At 66.0% G+C, this 24,391-nt stretch carries 10 protein-coding genes and 1 pseudogene; 7 read left to right on the top strand and 4 right to left on the bottom strand.

The genetic code is table 11. The features are described 5' to 3' along the window. Positions 1–73: 73 nt before the first annotated feature. The 4 genes from BCF44_RS46745 (at position 74) to BCF44_RS46730 (ending at position 16,256) form a co-directional block, all read left to right on the top strand. The gene (locus BCF44_RS46745) at positions 74–1,327 is read left to right on the top strand and encodes a PIN-like domain-containing protein (RefSeq protein WP_116181022.1); all 1,254 of its coding nucleotides are present in this window, start codon (positions 74–76) and stop codon (positions 1,325–1,327) included. A gap of 581 nt (positions 1,328–1,908) precedes the next feature. Then, positions 1,909–7,887 (top strand): DEAD/DEAH box helicase, encoded by a 5,979-nt coding sequence (locus BCF44_RS46740; RefSeq protein ID WP_211353560.1) that lies wholly within the window; start codon positions 1,909–1,911, stop codon positions 7,885–7,887. Further along, positions 7,884–10,100, top strand: coding sequence for a hypothetical protein (locus BCF44_RS46735; RefSeq protein WP_211353559.1), 2,217 nt, complete (start codon positions 7,884–7,886; stop codon positions 10,098–10,100). The genes BCF44_RS46740 and BCF44_RS46735 overlap by 4 nt, the downstream gene beginning before the upstream one ends. 66 nt (positions 10,101–10,166) lie before the next feature. Then, on the top strand, positions 10,167–16,256 hold the full coding sequence (locus tag BCF44_RS46730; protein ID WP_116181020.1) for a hypothetical protein: 6,090 nt from the start codon (positions 10,167–10,169) through the stop codon (positions 16,254–16,256). Between the two features lie 442 nt (positions 16,257–16,698). Here the strand turns inward: BCF44_RS46730 and BCF44_RS46725 are convergent, their stop codons facing one another. After that, positions 16,699–17,229: an HhH-GPD-type base excision DNA repair protein gene (locus BCF44_RS46725; RefSeq protein WP_379801285.1), complete on the bottom strand. Its 531-nt coding sequence runs from the start codon at positions 17,227–17,229 to the stop codon at positions 16,699–16,701. An 876-nt stretch (positions 17,230–18,105) separates the two neighbouring features. On the opposite strand from BCF44_RS46725, the gene BCF44_RS54980 reads away from it, so the two are divergent. Beyond that, on the top strand, positions 18,106–18,387 hold the full coding sequence (locus tag BCF44_RS54980) for a hypothetical protein (RefSeq protein ID WP_147328930.1): 282 nt from the start codon (positions 18,106–18,108) through the stop codon (positions 18,385–18,387). A gap of 43 nt (positions 18,388–18,430) precedes the next feature. Here BCF44_RS54980 and BCF44_RS46715 read toward each other — a convergent pair. Further along, a pseudogene (locus tag BCF44_RS46715) lies at positions 18,431–18,700 on the bottom strand (transposase); the annotation flags it as partial. Positions 18,701–19,361: 661 nt separating this feature from the next. Between BCF44_RS46715 and BCF44_RS46710 the strand changes: the two are divergent. Next, a complete protein-coding gene (locus tag BCF44_RS46710) occupies positions 19,362–20,936 on the top strand; it encodes a helix-turn-helix transcriptional regulator (RefSeq protein WP_246016218.1) in 1,575 nt (524 codons plus the stop codon). Between the two features lie 22 nt (positions 20,937–20,958). On the opposite strand, the gene BCF44_RS46705 is transcribed toward BCF44_RS46710, so the two are convergent. Further along, the gene (locus BCF44_RS46705) at positions 20,959–21,900 is read right to left on the bottom strand and encodes a Dyp-type peroxidase (protein ID WP_246016217.1); all 942 of its coding nucleotides are present in this window, start codon (positions 21,898–21,900) and stop codon (positions 20,959–20,961) included. Positions 21,901–22,295: 395 nt separating this feature from the next. On the opposite strand from BCF44_RS46705, the gene BCF44_RS46700 reads away from it, so the two are divergent. Beyond that, complete coding sequence (locus BCF44_RS46700; protein ID WP_246016216.1) at positions 22,296–23,519, top strand: right-handed parallel beta-helix repeat-containing protein; 1,224 nt, start codon at positions 22,296–22,298, stop codon at positions 23,517–23,519. A gap of 7 nt (positions 23,520–23,526) precedes the next feature. Here BCF44_RS46700 and BCF44_RS46695 read toward each other — a convergent pair whose 3' ends face one another. Then, on the bottom strand, positions 23,527–24,219 hold the full coding sequence (locus BCF44_RS46695; RefSeq protein ID WP_246016215.1) for a hypothetical protein: 693 nt from the start codon (positions 24,217–24,219) through the stop codon (positions 23,527–23,529). Between the last annotated feature and the right edge of the window lie 172 nt (positions 24,220–24,391).

Genomic DNA, 24,391 nt, shown 5'->3' with positions numbered 1-24,391 from the left:
GTGAGCAGCACCGAACTCGTTACCACCCGATCGGCACGTAACGTCCGCCGGGCGAACGGCGAATCAGCTCTCTGTGAACGGCTTGTACGACGGCGAGTTCGTCGGCTTCAGGATCGCATCGTCTGAGGAACTCAACGCCGCCCTCGCCGAGGCCGTCGTCGCAGTCGACACGAACGTGCTCTTCGACCTCTACCGGTTCCGGCCGCAAACCTCGCAAGACCTGATCAAAACGCTGACGAGCCTTGGTGATCGGCTGATCGTGCCCCACCAGGCGCTTCGCGAGTTCTGGCGGCACCGACAGCGTTCCCAGGGCAGCCCCGCCACCGCGACCAAGACCGCCACCGACGCCCTGGCGAAGTCGGGCCGGTCGATGAACGACGCGCTGACGACCTGGGCCAAAGCGGTCGGTGTGGTGGACGACGAAGAGCTGTCCGAACTGACCTCGCGGGTCGACGGATTCCTGGACACGCTGAAGGACGAGCTCCAGAAGGTCCTGCAGGATGCCGACGCCAACTCCGGCGATCCCCTGCTCGCGCAGTTAGAGGCGCTACTCGCAGGACGGGTGACCGCCCCGCTCGACCCTCAGGAGTGGGAGGACTGCCTTACCGAGGCCAACCGCCGCGTCGACGCCGAGGAGCCACCGGGGTATCGGGACGCAGAGAAGCGCGCCAGTAAATCGCCGGACGGCGCCGCCGGCGACTACCTCATCTGGTATCAGGCCACCCGGCAGGCCAAGGGCCAGGACCGGGACCTGATCATCGTCACCCGTGACGAGAAGGACGACTGGTGGTGGCGGCAGCAGTCCGCCTTCATCGGCCCCCGGCCTGAGCTGACGCGGGAATACCACGAGCTGACCGGCCACCGCCTGTTCCTGATGCGCCCGGCCGACCTTCTCAAGCGCGCCTCGGTGCTCCAGGTCGAGGTCGACGAAGCTTCGTCCGCCGACGCGGAGAGCGTTACAACGACCGAGGGGGAGCCAGCTGACCAGTTCAGTCCTTGGACCCTCGATGCCGTGTCCGAGTTGTTGAAGCACCTCGACGTTGAAGCCGCCGTGCAGGCAGCCGCGCTTCGCCTGGCCACTACCGACAACGGCGGCCAGGTGAGCCGTGCGAAGGTCTACGAGCTGGGCGAATACGCCGACGATCGGATGCTTCGCGGCTTCACACGGCCGTTCCTGCGGTTGACGGAAACGCTGCAGAAGCAGGGGAAGATCCCGCCTGGGGTGGCACCGATCTTCGTCGCACAGTATCCCGACGGTGTGAAAGCCTCCTACTTCAGCGTGCCCGCCGAGGTTCCGGAGCTGCTCGACAAGCTGGCGTCGGAGTGAACGAAGACCATCTCCACCTGGCAGTAGAGTTTCTTGCTGGTTCAAGGCGACAACTTCGCGGCAGCAACGTGTGAGGCTGCGTCGGGGGACGCCTCATCGTCAGTTGCGAGGCATCTTTGCCGGACTGCGATCTTGAAGCAGTTCACAGCACTCTCCGCCCATCATCAGAGCTACTGGGTGATGGTCGGCATGCCGACCGCCACGTGGCTGCCGCCCTGAAGCGTGTCTACACGATGGTGATGAGCCTGGCCCCGACCTGGATCGGTCGCTGCGGCGGTTGATGCGGTGGAAGCAGGCCCTGAACGCGTTCGATACCGCATTCGACGGTCGCCGGGCCGCCAGTCGTACGTCCAGGCCGTAACATCAGTCCGATGACGTAACGTGACGCACTCCGGCGGCGATACGAGTCGCAGTTGTATTCCTGACCAGGCTGGATGGGGGGCGACGCGCGTGTTACCTGGCCCTCAGATGCCATAGCGCAGCCACCACCGCAGCAGCAGAGGTTGCCTGCAGATTGGCCGACGACCTTGGTCTCGGCGCGACCGCGGCATTCAACAATCGTCGTTGGGTGAGCCATAAATATGACGGACACTCAGAAGGAACGGATCGCCCGGCTGATCGCTGAACAGGGGCCATGCGACGATTCAGAGCTGCTTGCGCGAGCGCGCAGTCGCTGGCCCGGCCTCACGGTTCAACGACTACACAGGGTCGTAGCTGCCGCCATCAGCGCAGGGCTGCTCATAGACGACCACGGAATGCTACGACTGGCCGGACCTGTTTCAATCCGGCCGTGCACCGAGGAATCGCCGCCTGAGAGCTTACCGGTTCCCCGCGCAGTCGTCGTCGACGTCGAGGCAGTCGTCCGGCCAAGCGTCCAACGATCCGGCAAGGAACGCCATATCTACGAGGTCGGTGCGGTTCGGTTGTCTGCCGACACAGCCTGGGTGGACGATGCTCCGCGATTCAATGCATGGGTCATGCTGCCGGACCAGGAGTGGGAAGATGAGCTGAGGTCCGCCTCGGTCCGCACGAGGTACGACGCGGGTAAGACACCCGCCGCACAGGTGCTGCTTGCCCTGCGCGCCTACCTGGATGGGGCAGACGTCCTCGTTGCCTACAACGGCACCGGCGCCGACTTCCCGATGCTCGAGGACCTGGCCGCACGAGCGGACCAGCCTCCGCTCGGTGGGCTTCGGCACGTGGACGCACTTTACCTCGCGTACGCTGTCTGGCCCTGGGCCCAGTCGCACCGGCTGGCTGACCTCGCGGAAGAGGTCGGCGCGGACCGGTCCGGATTGCACTGGCACGACGCGGCCGATGATGCCGATCTGACCGCCAGGCTGCTGCGCCGCGCCGCGGAAGTCGTTGGTGGCTGGGATAAACCACTCCGGGATCTGCTGTTGGGGATCGGTACTGGGTCTCCTGGCTGGGATCTAGTCGCGTCTCTGCTTACTCAGCCTCCGGGACCGCCCGCGGCCGGCGACGGTGCCGTCGCGCAAGTGCTTGCCGCAGCGCTCAGTGGCGACGGACTGCACGACCCCACGCGCCGCGGAGGTACAACCACGGTGGCGCTATCGATCCCGAAACCCATGCTCGACGATAGGGGCCGTACGGACCCGCATGCGCTGGCTCAAGCTGCGTCACGCAACGCGGTTGAACGCCGGCCTGCCCAGCAACTCATGGCGGAGGTGCTAACCAAACAAGTGGCGGCTGGCCGGGACGCGCTGTGTGAGGCGCCGACCGGAACCGGCAAGAGCTTCGCCGTCCTCGCCGCTGCCCTCGACTGGTTGGCCGTCGATCGCTCGCGGCGTGTGGTATTGGCGACGTACACCAAACAGCTACAGTCCCAGCTCGCAACGGACATCACCCGGCTCGCGTCTGCCATCAGCGGCCTCGGCAGCGCCTGCGACCTGGTCAAAGGCAGACGCAACCGACTGTCGATGCGGTCGCTGGTCGCTGCGGTCACCGACGCGATCACGTCCGGCGTCAGGGCCGGAAGACGCTCAGACCGCAACCGATTCGCGGCCAGGCCCGAATACCGCGAGCTGCTGGTGTACCTGATTCGTCGGCTCACCAGCACCACATCGGCATACCAGGGCTGGACGGCGCGCAGTGTCGACCCAGCCGATCTGCCTGTCTTCCTGGCGGAATACATAGAAGTCATCGCTGGTCCAGTACTCGGGCCATGGTTGACCGAGCTGAGCCAGGAATACGGTGACTACGGTGGGCGCTCCGGTTCGCCGCTGGCTCGGATGACCGACACCGTCGCCGAGGCGCTGGCAAACCACAGGCTGGTAATCGCCAACCACGCGCTGCTGCTGAGCAATCCGGACGTGTTTGCCGACCACACACTGCTCATCGTCGACGAGGCGCACTCTCTGGAGCACGCCGCCACGGGTGCTGCAAGCGCCAACGTCGACTACCGCTCCTTGGAAAACCTCATGGCGGAACTGCTCCGTTGGTGGGACGCCGAGCGGAGGGCGCCTGCGACGATCGGTGAGCAGATCGCTGATCTGGAGCGCACACTTGACACCGAGGTAATGCCCAAAGCGGCTCAGGCGGTGTTCGACGCGGCCGGCGGCGAGCCGGGCCACCGAGCCGCGACCCTGGCGAGCCCGTTCGGAGGACTCGGTGGCAGCGCGCCCGCACGGCACCTGCTGCTCCGCTTCACCAGGCTCGCTGATATCGCCGGGCGGATTCACCGCCAACTGTCCGGCTACCTCGGATCACCGGAGATGCGGACCGCCTCGTGGTGGGAACGCGAACGGGCCGAGTCGCTGTCGACCAAGGTGGACCGCCTGAGCGAGGCCGCCAGGCGGATTGTCGCTGATGCCGACGAGATCCTCGCCCTGCGCGACACGCCAGACAGCCCGTCGGACATACCAGAGCCTGCGGACGAGGGCCAGGGCGACGAGCAGGATGCCCCGGTCGATCCGCTGGAGGAGCAACTGGGTGAGGACAGTACGGATGGCTACCAGCCCCGGTTACCACATGGTGATCCGCAGCAGGTGGCGTCGAACCGGGTGGTGTACGCCACCGAGCTTGAACTACATGGATTAAGTGTCTCAGCCCGCAAGTACGCCTTCACAGTGACGTCTGCGCCGATCGAGCTCGCCTACGACCGGCAGTGGCGACTAGCCAAGGCACGTTTCGCCCGCATCTTCTATGTGTCGGCAACCTTGCAAGTCTCGGGCCGATGGGACTACATCCGCAGCCGGCTTGCACTTGGTTCCGACGTTGATGCGCATTGCCTTGCCGGCCCGTTCGACCTCGCCAAGCAGGCTCGTCTGATCTGCCTGACCGACTTTCCCAGCTGGGCTGAGCAGAGCGACGGCGCGGTCCGTGCGGTCGGCCACCAACTCGCCGGGTATGCACGAGAGGTCGTTCGCCGGGAGGTGATCCCACCCCGATCCGGCAGACAGCACGCAGAGGCGTTCACAGGTGGCGCGCTGGTGCTCACCACCGCCACCCGCACGGCGTCTGCGATCGCCGAGAGCCTTCTGGCCGAACTGCCGGCAACCGCACCCGACGTTCCTGTCGCAGTTTCCCCGATCCTGGGCAATGCGCGAGCTGCGCATGCCTTCACGGAGTCCGGCGGGTTCTGCGTCGCGACCCGTGGCATGTGGCAGGGCGTCGACTTTCCCGCTGACCGGCTGTCGCTGGTGTGGATCAACAAGCTCCCGTTCGCACCGTTCGCTGACCCAGTGGTCGCGGCTCGCCGCGCCGCCGTCGCCCGCCGTGCCGCGTCCAGTGGGGACCCCAACCCCGACCGAGCCGCCACCGAGTTGTATTACCTGCCCTTGGCCGCGATGGACCTGCGGCAAGCGGTCGGCCGACTTATTCGATCAGCCGGCCACCGCGGCGTCATCGTCATCAGCGACCGGAAACTCGACGGGCGGACCGCGCTTCGACGCAGCTATCGGAAAGTGTTCTTGGAGTCGCTGGACCCCGGTCTGCTGGTGGCCGACCCGGATACCGGCGAGGCGGCAGGCGGGAATCTGGCCACGATGGCTGAGGGGTGGGAACGGATCTGGCGATTCCTCGCCGACTGCAAAAAGATCACTTACGAGCGTGCCAACGAGCTGTGCACGCCTAAGTCGCTCGCTGAGCACACGCTTCTGCCCGCCACCCGCAAGATCCTCAAGGCGCGCATCGAGCCGGATGTCGAGGCAGCGGCACGTGCGAACGGGTCGCTGGGCGACCTGCTCGTGGAACGCTGCACACAGATCGCCAGATGCCTCAGGCCCCGCGACGAGCCGATGACGTTGCGGTCTCAGCAGGAAGAAGTGATCCGTGCCGTCGCCGATGACACCGATGTACTTGCGCTGCTGCCGACTGGATTCGGCAAGTCCTACACCTTCCAGTTGCCTGCACTTGCCTTGAGCGGCGTCACCGTGGTGGTGTCACCACTGGTCGCGCTCATGGCGGACCAGGCCCTCGAACTCAACGCGACCATCGGCGGCGCCGTCCGAGCCCTGGTCGGGCCGATGGCGGAGTCCAACAGCCGCCGCGGAAAGACCGAAGTCGCCGAGCAGCTCACCGGAGTCCGCGACCACGGCATCAGGCTTGTCTACATCTCTCCGGAACGCTTGGCGAACCGTCGCTTTCAGCAACTGTTGCGGGAAGGAGCCGAGAAGGGCAACCTGCGCCGCGTCGCCATCGACGAGGCACACACCTTCGTCCAGTGGGGAGACGACTTCCGCCCCAGCTTCCGCCGGGCCGCCGCATTTTTGAGCGAGCTGCGGACTTCACACGGGCTGCGGGTCACGGCGGTCACCGCCACCGCAAACCGCGGAGTCCGAGAAGGGCTGCGCAGCGGGCTGTTCGGTCTGCCCGCCGAAGCAGCTGATGGTGAACCGCTGGTTACGGTGTTCGAAGACCCATTGCGCCCGGAGCTAGCGATCTATCGACGGTTCATGCGCACCGCCGGACCTAATGCCGTGGCTGGCCTGGCCGAGGCCGTCACGACGGCCTGTGACGACCACGCCATCTTCTACTGCCTCACCGTCCGCGAGGTGGACGCTTTGTACGCGCATCTGCGCGAATTTGTCGGCGAGGGTGGCACCAAGCGGGTGCGCAGGTTCCACGGCCGGATGCCTGAGGCCGAGAAAGCCTCGGTGCTCACCGAGTTCCGCGACGCCGCAGCCAAGGATGAGGAGGGGTTCGCCCCACTGCTGATCGTGGCCACCAGTGCGTTCGGGCTCGGCGTCAACCGCAGGGATATCCGCTGCGTTTTCGCCGTGTCCCCACCCACCGACCTTGCTGGGCTGTACCAGCAGCTCGGCCGGGCCGGGCGCGACCAGGTTGGGAAGGCACCGGCCGCGATCACCGAGCCGTCCCACGGCCTGGCGCTCGGCACCCGCAGGGGCTTCCAGACGGTCGCCTGGATGGCGTCCCAAGGCCTGCCCGAACCGACTCAGCGACACATCGGCAGCGCCGTGCTGACCGCCGCCCGCAGCAGCGGCGTGCTCGATCCCGACCTGGTCGCCGACACCGTCATCGGTAACGAGATCGCCGCAGGCCGCCTGTCGGCTTACGACGCCCGCAAGACGGAGACGGTGGCGACGTACCGGACGACCGTCATCCGGGCACTGGCGACACTCGCCACGGCCGGCACCGTGGACGACGGCGGAGACTTCCCAGCGACAGTGACCGTAACACCGGTCGACGATCCGGTCCGCTACGACGACGAGGCCCTTGCCGCCGCCATCACCAGCGTCCAACAGCTTGCCGCGACCCGTCCCGGCCGGCACCAAGTCGTCGAGATCCACCGACAGCTCACCGCCCAGGTGCCCGGATACGCCGATCATGCCGTCGACGCCGCCGGCACCTGGGCGCTGCTGGCGACTATGCACGACCTGGGTACGGTCGACGTCTCACAAGCTGGCAACACACGGACACTCGTGTCCGTACGGCCGCTTGGTGGGGCCAGCATGCTACCCGCCGACTTCGGCGCCCGGATGAACACACAGCGGGCGAGGCTGGCCGCGGAGATAGACGCACTGCGCGACTGGTACTGCGACACAACCCAGTGCGCCAATACGGCGTTCACCGAATACTTCGGCCAGCCTGGCCAGTCTGCGCCGAAGGGTACCTGTAGCACTGCGGGGTGCCGCTGCTCAAGCTGCTGGTCGACCGTGGACGACACCGCACCGCAGCCTGCGCTGCTGCGGGCGTTAAACACCCCACGACCGCGGCCATCCGCCAACCGGGACAGCATCGTGTATCAGGCGGCGGTCGAACGGTACGTCCGCGCGTTGCTGTGGGACAACTACCGCGGCCTGACCGCCGGCATGCTGCACCGGGTTCTTCGCGGTGATGAGGCGTTTCTCTCCGGCAAGCTGGGACGTCTGCGGCCGTTATGGCCGCAACTGCTCTACCACCGGCTCCGAGGAGTCGATCCCGGCATCAAACTCAGGCACGTCGAGGACGCGCTGGCCCGACTGGGTAGCGCTGGCGAGGTGACGCTGGCCGACGGCGAGCGAGTCTGGCGGCTGCAACGGCACGTCGACCGAGACCGCGCTCGCGTCATGGCAACGCAGGCAGGAGCGACCCCATGACCACCATGCCAGAAGCACAAGTGTGGCAACCGCTGCACGACGAACCATTGTTCACTGGTGCCCTGCTGCGCGGCATCGACGCCATCTCCGACACCGATCGCGCCAGGATTCTCACCTATCTGGACCAGGTGGCCCGAGTCCGCCGCATCCCTCTGCACACCACCACAGCGTTCAATGCACTGCACTTCGGATTCGATCTGGAGAACGGCGGTTACCGGGCGGCATTCGTCGATCCGGAACTCTTCGTGCCGCTGACCACAACGGCCAAGCCACTTACCGTGCTGCCGGTCGGCACGTTCGTGCGCATCGAGCGTGGTGAACACCTACTGTGGGCAGAGGTGATCGCCCGCTTCGGCGCAGACGAAGCCGACACCGACGGATGGATACCCCCACGCCTGTCCGGCGCGCGAGACTCGTTCGACGAGCACGGTTGCCGCCCCGAACGGATGATCATTGACCCGCATGCATTCGGTGGCTTCCTGAATCGACGCGACCGCAACGAACTGCAACGGCTGCGGCGCCGGGGAGTGCTCGACGACCACGGGCACCTGACCGGCCGCGTCTACTATCCGAAACCGCGACGTGGTCGCCTCGACGACATCGCTTTATACACCGAGTACATGCTCACGACAGCCCGGTCACTCGTGGTGTGCGGCCCACTCGGTAGCTTGCTCACCGAGCCAGACGACGACACCCTAGCCGCAGCGCTGCGCGCTGCATTGGACACGATCGATGCGCTGCTGGGGCAAGCACCACACCTGCGCCGCTGGGCGGGTTACGCGACTCCAACCAGCCGGTACCAAGAACAGTGTCGCGACAACAGGCTTCTTGGCAAAGCGGATCTCGACGAGCTAATCCACACCATTGCCCGGCCCACTCCCAGCCCTCGCTATACCGGAGTCTGGCCACTGCTGGCGAGCACGGTAGACGCCGCGAAGCGAGCAGGCTCCGACGACGAGTTCGTCCCCGACCCGCTCGAGTTCACTGGCGCGGCCGAGGCGCTCGTACACGCCAACCTCGCCGTCGCCGACCTTGTTACGTCCGCAGTGGATGGACTGCTCCCGAACGGCGTCCATGTCCGTGTCGACGATGTGTGGCAAAGCGGCGGGGTATGGCGGACCCAAGCCGCGCCTGTCTCGGTGGACCTGCGCGCTGTTGATCCGCTTCAGCCGCTCGGGCTCGGACGGCACGGCACACTTCCTGAGCCGACGCCGGGCGCCGGCAAGCCAGATTCCGAAGATCAGCACGACGACAGCAGCATGGTAGTTGTCGACTACTTCTCCGACAACCTGATCGCCTACACAGTGGCGCTGCGCCCGATCCACCTCAACAACGACACCCTCCCGCTTCCGGAACGCTTCAAGGCGATGGTGGCCGATGGCGATCTCATCGTGGAACTGCACCACGACGGCGACGATCTCGCCGAGGACGAGCGGGTGCACCGGGCCGGGCGGTCACAGGACATGCTGACCGGCATCGCCTGGCCGCTGTCCTTCTACCCCGGCATCAAGGTCATGGTCGCGCTGGCGCACGGTGCCCGCCGGCTGTCAGTGACCACGAATCTGCTTGACGAGCCGCTCACGTACGGAGCGGATTACCGGTGGGCGGCCGACCTGCGGATCCTGGCCACCTTTCTCGGAGACGACCCAGGCACCATGACAGACATCGGTGCGGCGGGCACAGACGTGCCCGCACCCCGACAAGCGATCGACCCGCTGCGCGCACTCATCATCACCGTGCTGCGTCGCCATGGTGCCACCGGGCCGTTCGGGGCCCGCCGGCTCACTGGCCCCCAACTGCTTGCTGCCCTGTTCGGGGACGACCTAGTGCACCCCCTGCTGCTGTGGCAGGTCATCCACACCTGCGAAAGGCTAGTCGACGCCGGAAAACTAATCTGCGAGCCCGGCGGCGACGAGCCCGACACCTTCGCGTGGTGTCCCAACCAGTCCGCCCTGCGCCAGGCACAACAGCATGCCGAGCGGCAACGACAGGATGCGCTGCGCGCCAGGATCAAACAACACTGGGTTCCACCGCGCCTACGAGCACTTCCCGATGGATGGTGCGCCAGCGACGAAGCCAGAGAGGCGTACGCCTGCTACATCCAGAAGCTGCGCGGCCGGAAGGCAAACCCAGAACTTCCGGACGGCTACACCTTCGTCAAGGGCCACACCCGGGGAAGCGAACTGGGACCCTACTGGGTCCAGCTGACATGACCGATCAGCATCCACGACCTCCATGCTTCGCCGGATCTACAACGTCGACAGGAGAGTTCATCCCAGATGTCCAGCCGTTCCCGCCGCGCACGCAACCAGAACCAGCCGCTGATCTACACCTCGGAGGGATTCACCCGTCTGGCTACCGAAGCGGCCAGCCTGGCGGACACGGCGCTGTACACGGCCGAAGCCGAACTCGCCGCTCAGCTGGAACGCCTCGGTGATCCGGTGAACGATGCTCTCGAGGTCATCGGCCCGGAGGAGTTCACCGAGCTGGTGTGGCGCATGCCCAACCCCGGGCGGACTAACTTCCTCCGCGATCTCAAGGTGCCAGCGGCGAGGAAGCCGGCACCGGCTACCGCCACGATGGGCTTGCACCGTATTCGCAACTTATCACCCGAACAGCGAATGAAGGGCGTGCATTACTTCTCCACATCGGCGCTGCGGGGTCTGTCCGTCGCGTTGCAACGATGGTTGGAAGACCGCGACGACGAGGCCCTGAAGACGGCGCTAGTGGAAGATCAGTCGCAGATCAATGCGGTCCGGCTCATGGTTGTCACGCACTGGTACGACGCACCGGAACTGGTTGCCGCCCTTCGGTGCGGGCTGGGTTCCGGCCTGGCACTACCGACGTGGCCCACGGATATCGTCACCGACGTGGCCGCAGGGTGCGTGGCTCTGGAAGCGGTCTGGCTCGAACACGACGAACACGAGCATGCGGACGGCAGCAGCGTGGAGTCGGTTGTTCCCCACGCAGGCGCCGCTGCAGCCAATCTCGATACCCAGCACCAGGAATCCGACGTCGTTGCCGAGGTCGTCGTGAGCTTCGACGACCTCACAGCCGCAGCCATGCAACTCGAACACGCCGTAGCCGCCGCCCGCACACAGGCGGAGAAGTTCGCACGGCACCTTGAGAACAAGCGGTTGCCGGCGAGCAGGCACCTCGAGCCGATTCACGAACTCTACGCCCTCGTCAAGCGCGTAAAGCCGCTCCTCCGCGGAGCAAACGCGCAGCTCGGTCTCGACACAGCCGCAGCAGAGTTCGCGGACACAGAGGACTGCGGGATACTGCTGGAGATGCTGGGCGCGGCGATCGCCGCTGCATCCGACGAGAGATCTACCCGCGACCAACTCGGGCGCTTGGGCACCATCACTGGGCCCGAGTCTTCCCGCGACGTGCTCGGCAAGATCAGTGAGCTCACGCAGGCGCTGGTGCGGGCGCATTCCTGGGACGAAGCCCAGCGCAACTACGTCAGTGCGCTGACCGCACTGCTGCGACTCATCGACGCGGCTTCGGCCGGTGACTCCTCCACCGCGATGGAGTGCTACTCCATCGCGCACCAGCACCTCCCCGCAGAGTTAACGCCGATTGTGGCGGTGGCGCTCTTAGGCCAGCTCACCGTTCCGCCCCGCTCACCCGGTGAGGACCGCATGCCCCGCCCCAAGGCCCCCGGCACGGCGGTGGCGGAGGGGTTTCCCATGCCGAACGGCCATTCACAGCTCGCGGGCACCCGTCAGACACCGTTGAGACCGGAACACCCCGAACCGGTTACCGAGGAACCCGTGGCTACAGCGCATTCGACTATCTTGGGCGACGAAGTCCGGCCCGCTCCCGCCTCCGTAGCCGAACCAGACGCACAATCCCCGGAGCTCGCCGGACAAGGCAAGGTCGCAGAGCAAACCGCCGCCCGCGACAAGCCCATCGATAGCAGCCAGGACACCATCCCCAACGGCCGTACCTCGGGCGACGCCACTGCCGAGCCCGGGAACGACGGCGAAGATCACTGCAATAACCAGCAGATCGCTTCGTTGTTACGCAATGGAGAGTACGGCCTGGCACACCACGCAGCAGCCGTGGCCAGACTGGACACCATAGCGCTGGCGCTGCGGCTGCTTACCCTGTCCGAGGCGGTCCGCAGCGAAACCGGCCCAACCGCGATAGCGTTACGCAACGCCATTGGTGAGCTACGCGTCCACCACTTCGACGGCAACCGTCCAGCGCAACTTGCCCTGCTAGCCGCTACCGTCCGCGCCGCCTTGGTGATCGCCGATCCCGCAGCCGGCGAGATCGTCAAGGACGTAGCCAACAACCTGCATGAACTGCAGGCAGTCGGCCAGCTGACCAGAACCATCGGCACGGCTTCCGCTCAGGGCGTGCTGTCCGACAGCGATACTCTCAAGGCCCTGGCACCCATCGCCGGCGCCGACAACGACATCGCAACCGCCTCCGCGCACGCATACCGCGAACGCACCAAGCCCCGCACAATCCGGTTCGCCCGGGCCAACCAGCTCGTAGACAGCTGGTGGTCACCAGACGGACTGATTGGCTCCTTGCTCAACGTTGCCGCCAACGACCGGCGGGAAGAAGTAGACGATGTCGCGGAAAAGCTTCGCAAGCTCCTCAAGCGGGAATTTCTCGCCAGAGAACTACGCAGCGAGGACGAAAGGCTGCGCGGATCAGGCAGCCGGCCCCTCGAAGGCTCCGCCCGCCGCCGCTTACTAGACCACGCGATGGAGTCGCTTGAGGTCGCTGGCAGCTGGGTCGACGCAGTTCGCTCCGAATTAGGTACCGAGCAAGGCAGAGTACCTGTTCCCTCGATCCTGGCCGAGCTGCGTGCCGCAGTCCGCCAGGAGTTCGGCGCCGCGGAGTCCGAACTGAAGACGGTGGCGGACACAAAACTGGATGTGGTGATGGCGGCGTCCGCGCATGCGTGCCTGTCCAGTCTCACCCGCAGCGCCCAACTGCTTGACGGCCGGAGCCTGAGTGGGACTGAACCGGACCCAATTGTGGTCGTCAACCGGGACCTGCTGCGCTGTCCGTCGCTGCGTATGGACGGCAAGCTCGTCCCGATGGACGACATCACTGTCGACCACATCTCGACTGCCGCCATCACCAGCTGGATGGATGCCTTCGAGAACCGGCTTGCGCATGAGGACTACGTGGCTGCCCGCACCATTGTCGACGTCATCGCCGACACCCAGACCGAAACCGATCCGGTACGGGCCGATGAGATGTCCGACTGGCTGGAGCAGTGCATCACCAGATCTCGGCAGGAGTTGCGCACGCTACGCCAGAACATCTCGTCCCGCGTCAACAAGGCGGCGCGGCTGGGGCAACTCGGCCCCGTCGAGTACGCGCAGGTGATTGCACAGCTGGAAGCCGCACAGATCGAAAGACCCGACCTTGGCATCGTGCGCGGCCAGCTCACCGGTATCGCCGAGAACCTTCCCAGGTACGCCGAGCAAGCGAAGGCGGCGTTGTGGGCACGGGCACAGCAGGAGCTCAACGCCGCCGCGGGTCAGGTGGCTGACAACGCGGCGGAAACCGTCAAGTCGTGCATCGACACCGGCGATCTCGCGACAGCCGAGGAGTACCTCCTCAACGCCCTCGCCGGCGAGGAACCGCCGACGGCCGAGACGTCTGGGCACCGGGCGGCGTTCCTGGCCGTCGTCAGCTCGTTCAGGACGGGCGTGGACGCCGACGTCGTCCGGGCCGCGCGGGAGGGTACGTCCGCGCACGGTCTGGAGTTTGGCCACCTGTCCGACGCCTCCCGGTCCGCTGCCGCGGACGGGCTGCGGGAGTGGATGGAGATGAAGACCATCCGGGAACAGCGCCACGGCAAGCTGAAGGCGGCGTTCGCCTCGGCGCTACGGCTGGCCGGTATTGAGTTCACTGGTGAGCGACCGCCGTACAAGCTGACCTACGCCCCGAACCGCAAGTGGTTCGAGCTGACAGGGTTCAAACGGATGCCGCAAGCGCTCATGCCAGCGTTCGGGTCTCGCACCGACGACAAGCTGAAGATCATGATGTGCTGGGATGTCCAGGATGCACAGACCTTGCTGACCTGGGTCGCGCAAGATCTGACTACAGACCCCATCCTGATCGCGCTATTCGGCACGATGACCCACGACCAGCGCAACCTGCTGGCGAAGGCCTGCGCCGAGCAGCCGGATCGGTCGATCATGGTGCTCGACGACGCGGCGATCGCCTATCTAGCAACAACCGGTGGCGGCCAGTTCCCCACGACCGAACGGATTCTGCTGCCGTTTGCGGCGACTAACCCCTATCATCCACATGCAATCGGCAATGTCCCACGTGAGATGTTCTTTGGCCGCAAGCACGAGTTGCAACAGGTAACCGACAGTTTCGGAACCAGCCTCCTGTACGGCGGCCGACAACTCGGCAAATCGGCCTTACTTAAGGCGGCGGCTCGCCAGTTCGAGGCCGTTCCTGAACGTGCGGCGGTGTACCTATCACTGCCGGTCGGGTTCGGATCGACGGATCAGGTAGACGACCTGTGGAGCATGATTGCCGGCGAACTCGACCAGCGCGGTATAGTCCCATCGAAGGGCCGTCCCCGGGACAGTGCCCAGTTCGTCGAGAGGGCGGTCACCTCGTGGCTGGGCACCAACCCAAGCCGGCGGTTGTTACTGCTGCTCGACGAGTGCGACATGTTCTTCGACGCGGACGCCGAAACCAGCTTCCGGCACACGACCCGACTGCGCGATCTGATGAACGCGACCGATCGGCGCTTCAAGCCGGTTTTCGCCGGCCTGCACCAAGTACAGCGGTTCGCACACCTCCCCAACCAGCCTCTGGCCGGCGCACATTTCGGCGATCCGATCGTGATCGGCCCGCTGTCGCCGGACCCCGCGTACCGGCTGATGTTCACCCCGATGGAGACCCTCGGTATCACGTTCGAGTCCGACGAGCTCGTACACCGGGTACTGGCCTACTGCAACTACCAACCCAAACTGCTACAACTCGTTGGGGAGGCCCTGGTACGAGAGTCGCTAAGCCGTCGCGGGATCGACGGGCCCGACTATCTCATCCGCGACGAGGACCTTGAGCGGGTCATCGGGTCGGATACTGTTCGACAGAAAGTGCGGGAAACCGTCCAGCTCACTCTCGAACTCGACTCCCGTTACAAACTGATTGCCTTGATCGTCGCGCTCGACGCGCTGGACAACGGGGCAGACCACACTATCGACACGAACACGTTGCGCGACGAATGCCGTGCGTGGTGGCCCGATGGATTTCCACACCGGGGCCCTGACGAATTCCGCTCCCTCTTGTCGGAGATGAGTGGACTGGGCGTTCTGTCGGAAAGGAACGGCCGATGGCGGTTGCGCTCCAGCAATGTCCTCCGACTCCTGGGTACCAGAGAGACGATCGAGGATGAATTGTGCAGGGAGAACTGGAAAGAGAAGGTCACGCGACTGTCGGCTGAGCACGTGCGTCGCACCTTGAAGGACGGATCAATCTCACCGCTGACGGAACGACAGCTGGCCACGGTGATCGAGCGAGCTAATCGACTGCTGGTCGTCGTAGGCACCCCAGCAAGCGGTATCAACCGCGTTCAGATGCTTCTGGAGGAGGAAGCCGACCGGATCGGGGCCCGGTTCACCATTCACAAAGCACTACGTCCGGGGACCTTCAAGAAGGAACTGACCGGCGGCACGGAGGGCAGTCGACATCGGGTCGTTGTCTCGGAGCTGTCCAATACCCGACTGGACAATGCAATCACGTCATTGCAGAACGCACTGGACCTTATGCCGGTGGCAGGGGTCACCAGATCCGTCGTAGTGCTGGCGGATGCGAGCAGGAGTGACCTCCTCACCTGCCTGGACGCGCCTAACCTCACTTCCTTCACCGACCAGATCATTGTGATGCGTCGACTGTCTGCGGATGGGCTGCGGTCCTGGGCGGCATCAGAGAATGAGAAGATCTCCCGTTTCAGCGACACCGACCAGAAGCTGTTGATGGATGCAACTGGGGGCTGGCCAACCCTGCTTGACGAGGCTGCACAGCTTGCCGCATCCAGGCACAGCGCCCGGCGGGTGTGCGAGCTCGTCACCGCTGGCGTGGCCAGTGGAAAGTACGCTATCAAGCTCGTCGAGGAAGTCGGCATCACCAATAACCCGGCCGTGAACGCCGCATTCGCCAAGATGATCGAGTACGACGGACCAATGACTATGGAGGATCTGGTCGAGCTGTTCGACGAATATGACTGCCATGGCATCCGGCTGGCCGATTTGTTGCGATACCTTGATGTAATCGAGGAGCGGCCAGAGGATGGCAGGTGGGTACTGGAACCAGTGTTCGCCGCCGCCTGGAAAGCCGCCCGGAGCAACAAGCCTGCCACGGCGGAGTAGGTTCGTGCCGAGTCGCGGCTGGTCCGACGAATATGACGTATTCGCCGGACCGGCTCGAACGCCGTCAACGGTGGCAGCGTTGGGCAGGCCAGTGTCCGCGACAGCGATGATGGTCAGAGTCGCCCCCCGGAAGGGCCTTGTTGGTTCTAACCGCAGTCGGCGTGGCCGATGCGTCGCAACACGCCCGAGCGGGCATGCCTTCCATAACGTTCTGGTCAAGCCTTTCGTGACACCACGTGTGACGCGAAGCAGCGTTTACCGGTGTGGTCGGGGTGGCCTCGGAGGCTGTAGCTGGGGGTAAAGTTGCAGGTAGATGCAGGTGTCAGTAACGGAGGCCACCCTCCGGAGGCGGGTGCGCAGGTTCGAATCCTGCCGGGGCACGAACCTGCGCACTCGCTCGACGGCAGGTTGGTTGCAACGTGCCGCTCCGCCGTACCGCGATTCAAGCCTTGACCGCCGCCTTCGCCGCCTTCTTGAATGCCCGGACCTCTCCGAGCGACGTGGCGTCCACGACGTCGGCGATGCTGCGACGGGAGCCCTCCTCGCCGTAGGCACCCGCGGCCTCACGCCAGCCGGCAGGACGGACACCCATCTGCTTGCCTAGGAGAGCCAGGAAGATGCGGGCCTTCTGGTCGCCGAAACCGGGCAGCTTAGTCAGGCGCTTGAGCACCTCGGCGCCGTCGGGCTTGCCCTGCTTCCAGATCGACTCGACCTTGCCGTCATAGTGTTCGACCAGGAACTGGGCGAGGGCCTGCAAGCGCTTGGCCATCGAGCCCGGGAACCGGTGGATGGCTGGCGGCGTGGAGACCAGGGCGGCGAACTCCTCCGGATCGGCCTCGGCGATCCGATGCACATCGAACACGCCCATCCGGTCCAGGATGACCTTGGGACCCTTGAACGCCTTCTCCATCCCGATTTGTTGATCGCAATACCTTCGCGGATGTATGACAGCAGGTCCACCTGATCGGGCGATGGGAGACCGCTGGCGTGGCGGGAACAGAACCACGCCGTTGCAGTCGCAGGGGAGGGCTTCCAGGGCTGAGCACAGGTCTCGATGGCCGGGTGCCTTGTCGCAGCTGCGGCGGTCGCCCTCGCCGTCTGCAATAGGCTTTACAGCACCTAACAAAGCACCACCAGCCCGGCCGTCACCACGGCGGCGCCAGACCTGCGCACACAGCCTCACCCGACGTGCTGGAGCGGGTCGAGGGCGCGCTGCGGGTGCGGCTGGACCGTGCGAGACCTGTGTCCGCAAGCGCCGTTCGGTCGGCGCGGTCACAGACTGGGACACCTGGGTGCGCGTCGAGGTCCACTCCGTCGCGAAGGTGGCGCTGGCCGGGCAGGGCTTCGACGGCGCGGAAGCCGCTGCCGTGCTGGAGGGGATCGCGAACCGGCCTGGCGCGCCGCCGTGTCCTAGACCGACCCGGAGCACGGGCTGCTGGGGCGGGCGGACGAGACTGGGCGGGTCACCGCGTCGCCGATCAAGCCCGGCGGCCTCCTGACCACCGACCCTGGCCGGTCCGACGGGTGGTGGACCATCCTGAACATCTCAACTCCGAACACTGCCGCTGCCTGCCGGTAGCCCTCGACTTTCCCAGACTCCAACGCGGCGACCACCCGCAGCCGCAGTACCTCCCGCTCCGCAGGCGACAACTGGCGCGCGTCCTCTACCTCGACCACTAGTGATCAACATACAGGAAAAGATCACTTTCGGCTTAAATACTCATGGCTGTGATGTGTCCCACATGAAGACTCGGTCGATCGACTGGCGTTGAAACCCCTGCTCCACGCTACGTTGACACGCAGAGAGATTTCCTACTAAATTTGAGAGAAATAGATAGGAGCTAAAACAGTGAATCGAGCGGAAGTTGCATCAAACGACATTGAAACTGTCAACCTCGCGCCACTGAAAGTCCTTTTGGGATGTCTTCCGGTGACTTCTTACACTGCCATTCAGGCTGCCGCGAAAGCCTTTGCTGTCGCCACCAAGGGGGTTGACCGGCAGATGGCTGGGATTATTGAGACAGCGAGAGGCTACGTGCCTTCCGCTTCTGCAGCACCTCGCTCTCGTGACACAAACTTGACAGGCTTGACCGGCGATCAGTTGATCGCCAAGATGGGAGACCTGGTCTGATTTTTTGCAAAATCGCAGATCTGGCGGCATTTATTGAGCCAAACTATTCAGTTGCATACATGATCCCGTAGCGGACATGAGGTGCCCGGAAGTAGCCGCGGACGAGGTGCGGCTGGCGCTGACGTCGACGCAGGAAGCGGCGCGTGTCCCGGGCCAACTGCTCCGCGGTGCGGGCACGGGAGGCGGGCCTGTTGCGTTTGAGATCGGCGTTGAACAGCTCGTCCGGGTTCAACTCGGGGCTGTAGCCGGGCATCACGTGCAGTTCGACCCGCTCGGTGTTGGCCGCCAGCCAAGCGCGCACGGCCCTGCCGCGATGGACCGGGTGTCAGTCGGCGATCGATGACGGCCCGGCCGTCCACGAACACCGCCACGGCCGCGCCGACGCTCTGCCCGTCGGTGAAGCTCGCTTCGAAGACGTCGCGCGCGGTCTGGAAAGCCGGGTCGACCCGGCCCTCCACCACCCCACCCATGGCGAAATTAGAACACGTTCGAGTTCTTGGGGCTGGCGGCAGGCTGCGTGGTCACTACCCCACCTGACCCACCCGCGTCCCCGATGATCGACGGCGTGCAGTGTTCGGCGCCGAGACGCGAGGGCCAGGGCACCACGGATGGATCCCGAATCGTGTTCGCCGCCAAAGGACAGCACCCAGATTATGCCCACACCAGTTGCACGATCAGGAAGCCGTTGCAGCTCTTCGACAGCACATCGAATCCGGCGCCGATCGCGTGATCGCCGAGCAGCGCGGTGACAAGGCCTGTCTTCGCGTCCATCCGTTGGCCTGCATGGAGGCCAAGTTCACCCGGTTGTCGGACATGACGGCTGCTACGTTTGCGTGCCAGGTTGTTGTCTTGTCCACCGGAAGTGAGCGAGGCGGGAAAGCCCGAGCACCTCGTACTCGCGAGCGAGATCTATCGGCCTGGCCTGGGGGAGAGCAGAAACGGTGCCGCACAGAACACAACCCGCTCGTGTCTCGGTGGCCAACTTGCCGGAAGCGCTGGCCAGGATCGCAGAGGAGCGCGACTGGGTCGGGCTCGAAGCCCTGTGCGACCAGCACATCCTCGCGGTGGAGGGCGAACTCGCCGGTCGGTTGCTTTTCGTGTTGGGCCAGGTGCCGGACGAGGAGTTGCGCGCTCGTCCCCGCCTGATGATCTCGTGGATCGGCGCCTACCACGCGGCGAACCAGCCACACGTCAGCGAGCTTCGATCGTATCTGCGCCACTACGCCGAACTTGGTACCCGCCTGATGGCGACGATGGACATCGCGAGCGAGACGTCGATCGCAACACTCGTCGCGGTCGGCACCGCGGCGATGATCGGGTTGCGCATGCACGGGGCGTGCGCCGAGGCCGAGGAGTTGGGGCAGCGCCTGACCAGCCGCGTTGCGCAGCTCAGCCCGTTGCCCGGCGTCGATGGGGTGCCGCGCCCTGGCTGGCTGGCCATGCAGCGAGGCCTGACGCGGTCGTTGATGGATGACTTTCCGGCTGCGGTCGCGTTGTACCGCCAGGCCTATGAGCACGCGACGGTCGAGCCGACAACGGCAGCCACGGCCCTCAACGCGACCGCGAATCTCGCCATGATCTTCGGACATCTCGGTCACGGTGCCCTCGCGCGGCAGTGGCTGGACCGGATGCGGGACTTCGAGTCGCCATCCCAGCGGGTCCGGTTCCTGCTCACCGCGGGTGGGACGGTCGCGCAGGGCTGGGATGCGTTGGACCGCTACGACGAGGCGACTCTCGCGACCTGCCTGGAGATCACCGGGGACGGCACGAAACAGTTGGAGGTCTGGCCCTTCGCGGCGGCGCTCGTGTTGGCGCGCGGGTTGTACCTCGGTGATCCGGCCGCGTCGCTGGCTCACCTGGGCGCGCTCCGGCTCAGTCACGCGCCCGCACTCGTCGAACAGGGCATCGCCGTCCGGGTGGTGCGACGCGCCCACGTCGATCTACTGATCGCCAACGGCCAGGCCACCCGGGCGCTCCGCGTGATCAAGGAGGCGGATCCACAGACGTCGTGGCTAGCACTGCCCGCCGCTCGACTCCGCCTGCTCAACGGCGAGTACGAGGCTGTCCGTGCGATGGCCGCGCGCATGCCCTGGCACGAGACCACCTCGCGCCGGGACGCCCGGCAGATGCTGCTGCTCAGGGCGATCGCCGCGCTGCGCATGGGTGACAAGGACGAGGCCCGCCAGTCGGTCGGGCTGGTCAGCCGCGTGCGCTCGCCCGATGACGTGCTTTCGCTCGCGTCGTTGTCGCCGGTCGATCGCGACGACCTGATCCGGCTGGTCGACATTCCCCTGACGGATGAGGCGACATGGCGGCTGGCCCGTGCCCGGCCGGTGTTCCCCGAGCGCGTCCGCCTGGTCGAGTTGACCAGCCGCGAGCACGTGGTGCTCACGGAACTGGACGCCGGCCTGACCGTCGCGGAGGTTGCGCGCAAGCTCGTCGTGTCCGTCAACACAGTGCGTACGCAGGTGAAAAGCGCTTACCGCAAGCTCGAGGCGTCTAGCCGGGAGGACGCGCTGATGCGGGCGTACGAACTCGGCGTGCTCTGATATCCCACTATGGACTGATTGGTCAGCGGAACAGGGTGGCGCCGAGCGGGCGTTGCTGGTCGAAACCGGGGAGTATCAGGAAGGTCGCGCTGGCTGTGGTGGTGGTGAAGCGCAGCAGCGCATCAGAATTGTCCATGTGGGTGAGGGTGTTGGTGAAGGTTCGCAGGTTGTTCTGGAAGCTGACGAACAGGAGGCCGGGGACGGGTTCGTCGGTGCTGTAGGAGCGCCGGAGCATGAGCCCCACGCCGACCACGTTGGAGTGCGCCCGGCGGATATGGGCGTCTGCCGGGATGAGGTAGCGCCCGTCCGGCGTCTTGGCGCCGAGGTCCGGGTCCGAGGCGGTGTCGCCACCGGAGAGCGGGACGCCGGTGTCTCGGCGCCGGCCGAAGACGGCCTCCTGCTCGCCGACCGACAGTGTGGCGAACTGCGGCAGGTCCAATTCCATCCGGCGCAGCACGGCGATGGTGCCGCCGGCGACCGGAGTCGGTCCGGCCAGCCAGAGGTCTCGTTGTTGTTCGGCAGTCGTGTGCGGGCCCACGATGCCGTCGATGAAGCCGAACACGTTTCGTGGCGCGGTCCGGTCCTGGTCTACGGGAATGTTCGCGCCGCGGCGGCCGGACTGCCGCCAGCGTTCGTGCAGACGGTCACCGGCTTGGCCCAGCAGCGCGGCGGCGACAACCGGGACAACCACGACGTCGCTGGCACAGATCTGGATCAGGAGGTCACCGCCACGTGCTTGCGTGGCGATCTGCTCGCGGGAGAACTCGGGGAGATCCGCCGCGCCGGGCAGGGACGGATCGACCATGCGCACCAGCCTGGGCCCCACCCCGATCGTCACGGTGAGATCGCCCGGTGGTAGGCCCAGCAGTCGCGCCTCGGTACCCGCGGCGAGCGCGCGGATGGTCTGGCCGAGTTCGGCCAGCAACGGGCCTACAGCCACGCCGTCGGCGACGTCGGCGATCACGGCCAGGAGGTTGGGCTGGGCCGGTTGCGGGAGCGTGATGCCCGCCTGTCCCCGACCCGTCGGGGACACCGGCGTGGCCGACGCAGGGGCATCGACCTGGCCCGACGGGACGGAACGCGATTCACACCCGGCGGTGAGGCCGGCTAATGCCATGGCACCGGTGACACCGAGAAAGGCACGGCGTGACGGGTGGCGATCGGCTCGGCGCACGAGTCCGGAGAGTGCCATACCCGCCCTGCCGCAGGCGAATCCGGCATCCATGCCAGACTCGGGTCATGCCGCGTTTTGGTCTTCGCGTGATGGTCGCGGTGCTGGGCTCGCTGACACTCGTGTTGAGCGGCTGTGGCACCGGTGGTGACGGACCAGGCCAGGGCCGGCGACCGGCCGGTGCGCACGTGACGATCCGTGTGCCGGCGGACGCCCCGACGATCTCGGCCGCGGTGTCGCTGGCTCAGTCCGGTGATCTCGTGTTGGTCGCGCCGGGCGTGTACCACGAGTCGGTGAAGGTCACCACGGCCAATGTGACGCTTCGCGGCGAGTCCCGGGACAAGGTCGTCATCGACGGACAGTTGCGGCAGCCAAACGGCATCATCGTCGCCGCGCCCGGCGTGGCCGTGGAGAACCTGACCGTGGAGGAGAACACCCAGAACGGGATCCTGGTCACCGGTTCGGCGAAGGCGGCCACGGGACTGCCGGGGCAGAACGGCGGCTACGACACCGGCGACGAGCCCGTCACCTTCCTGAAGTCGTTCCTGGTCTCCTACGTCACCGCGACCCGCAACGGTCTGTACGGCATCTACGCGTTCTCGGCGCAGGACGGTGTCATCGAGCACTCGTACACCTCTGGCGGGGCGGACTCGGGGATCTACGTCGGCCAGTGCAAGCCGTGTCGGATCGTGGTGCGGGACAACATCGCCGAACTCAACGCGGTCGGCTACGAAGGCACCAACGCCAGCGGCGACATGTACGTGGTCGGCAACCGTCTTGTCGGCAACCGCGTCGGGCTCACCACCAACTCCGACCATCAGGAGAAGCTGCTCCCGCAGCAGGGAGCCGTCGTGGCCGGCAACCTGATCGCGGTCAACCAGCAGCCGTCGACGCCCGAGCAGGCCGACGGCGGGTGGGGCATTGGCATCGGCATCGACGGCGGCAGCGACAACCAGTTCCTCCGCAACCGCATCGCGGGCAATGTCAACGCGGGGCTGGTGATCACCGCGACGGCCGACCTGCCGCCCATTGGCAACCAGATCGTGGACAACACCTTCGCCGGCAACGGTGTCGACGTCGGCTGGACATTCCCCGACGGCACGCAGGGGCGGGGCAACTGCCTGCGGGGCAACGACCTGCGGGCGACGGTGCCGTCCGAGCTCGCCACGACCGCTGGCTGCCCGGTCTCCACGCAGTCACCTACGCCGTCCGGCACCTGGACGATGCCGAAGGCGCCGGGCGGCATCCCGTTCACCGATGTTGCCGCTCCGGGCACACAGCCGCAGTTTCCCAACGCTGCCACCGCCGGCGCCACCGCTGTCCCGGCCGTCCCGGAACTGCCGGACACCGCGAGCATCCCGCTGCCGCCGGTGTCACTGCTCGCCGACGGCGCGCGGGTGCAGATGTCCTGAGCAGCGACTACCGCGTCGGGCCGGCGCCGGGGACCGGCTGAACTTGAACGTATTTCTGGGTGTCGAAATCGATGACCACCGGCTGCGGCTCGGAGGCCACACCGGCCCGAACCCGGTACATGGCGCCGTCCGAGCCGATCCAGTAGCGCACGTCGCCCGCCGTCCCGGACACGGAGTGGGTGTGCGGCCCGGTCATGACATCCACCTGATGGCCGGCCACCTGGTCCGGCCCGACCCAGGCGGCGCCGTTCTGGGGCAGCAGTTCGGCGTTGTCCGGCCGGTCGCTGCCGAGACTGAGCGCAATGGCCAGCGAACTGTCCAGCGAACTGCCGGACGACTGCAGCGGGCGGCTGAACCAGCCCGACCCAGGCGGCGATGCCGGGGCCGTCGCCGGGGTGTTCGCCATCGGGTGGACGAGCACAGTGGTGGCCGTCCACTGGACCAACCCGTCGCTAGACGTGTCGCGGCCGGCGCCGTGCACCACGCCGTAACCGAGCTTGGCGCGGTAGTCGACGGACCCCGTGATCACCAACCCGCCGGCGGTGCTCGGCACGGTGATCGTCACCGCGCGGCCCCCCGTCTGGTAGTTGCGGAACCGAGTGATCGCCAGTCGGTTCGCCTCATCCGAGGTCAACGCCCGCGGGCCGGTAGGGCCAGAAGTGCTGTCCACGACCACGAACGCGGCCACCGCTGTGGCCACGAGGCCGATGGCTGCGACAACCACACAGCGTGGCCGCGGCCATCGGCGCCGGTCGGTCGCGCGCCGCGGGAGACGTTGCTGGACTTTGCTGCTCCGCACGCGACCCGACGCTAACAGCTTCGCCGATTCACCCCCTGAATCACCCTGCCGTGGCGTCAACGTGATGAGGACT

It is taken from the genome of Kutzneria buriramensis, assembly GCF_003387475.1.
GTDB classification, from domain to species: Bacteria; Actinomycetota; Actinomycetes; order Mycobacteriales; family Pseudonocardiaceae; genus Kutzneria; species Kutzneria buriramensis.
Note: the sequence above shows the minus strand (reverse complement) of the source record. Positions and strands in the feature narration are given on the sequence as shown.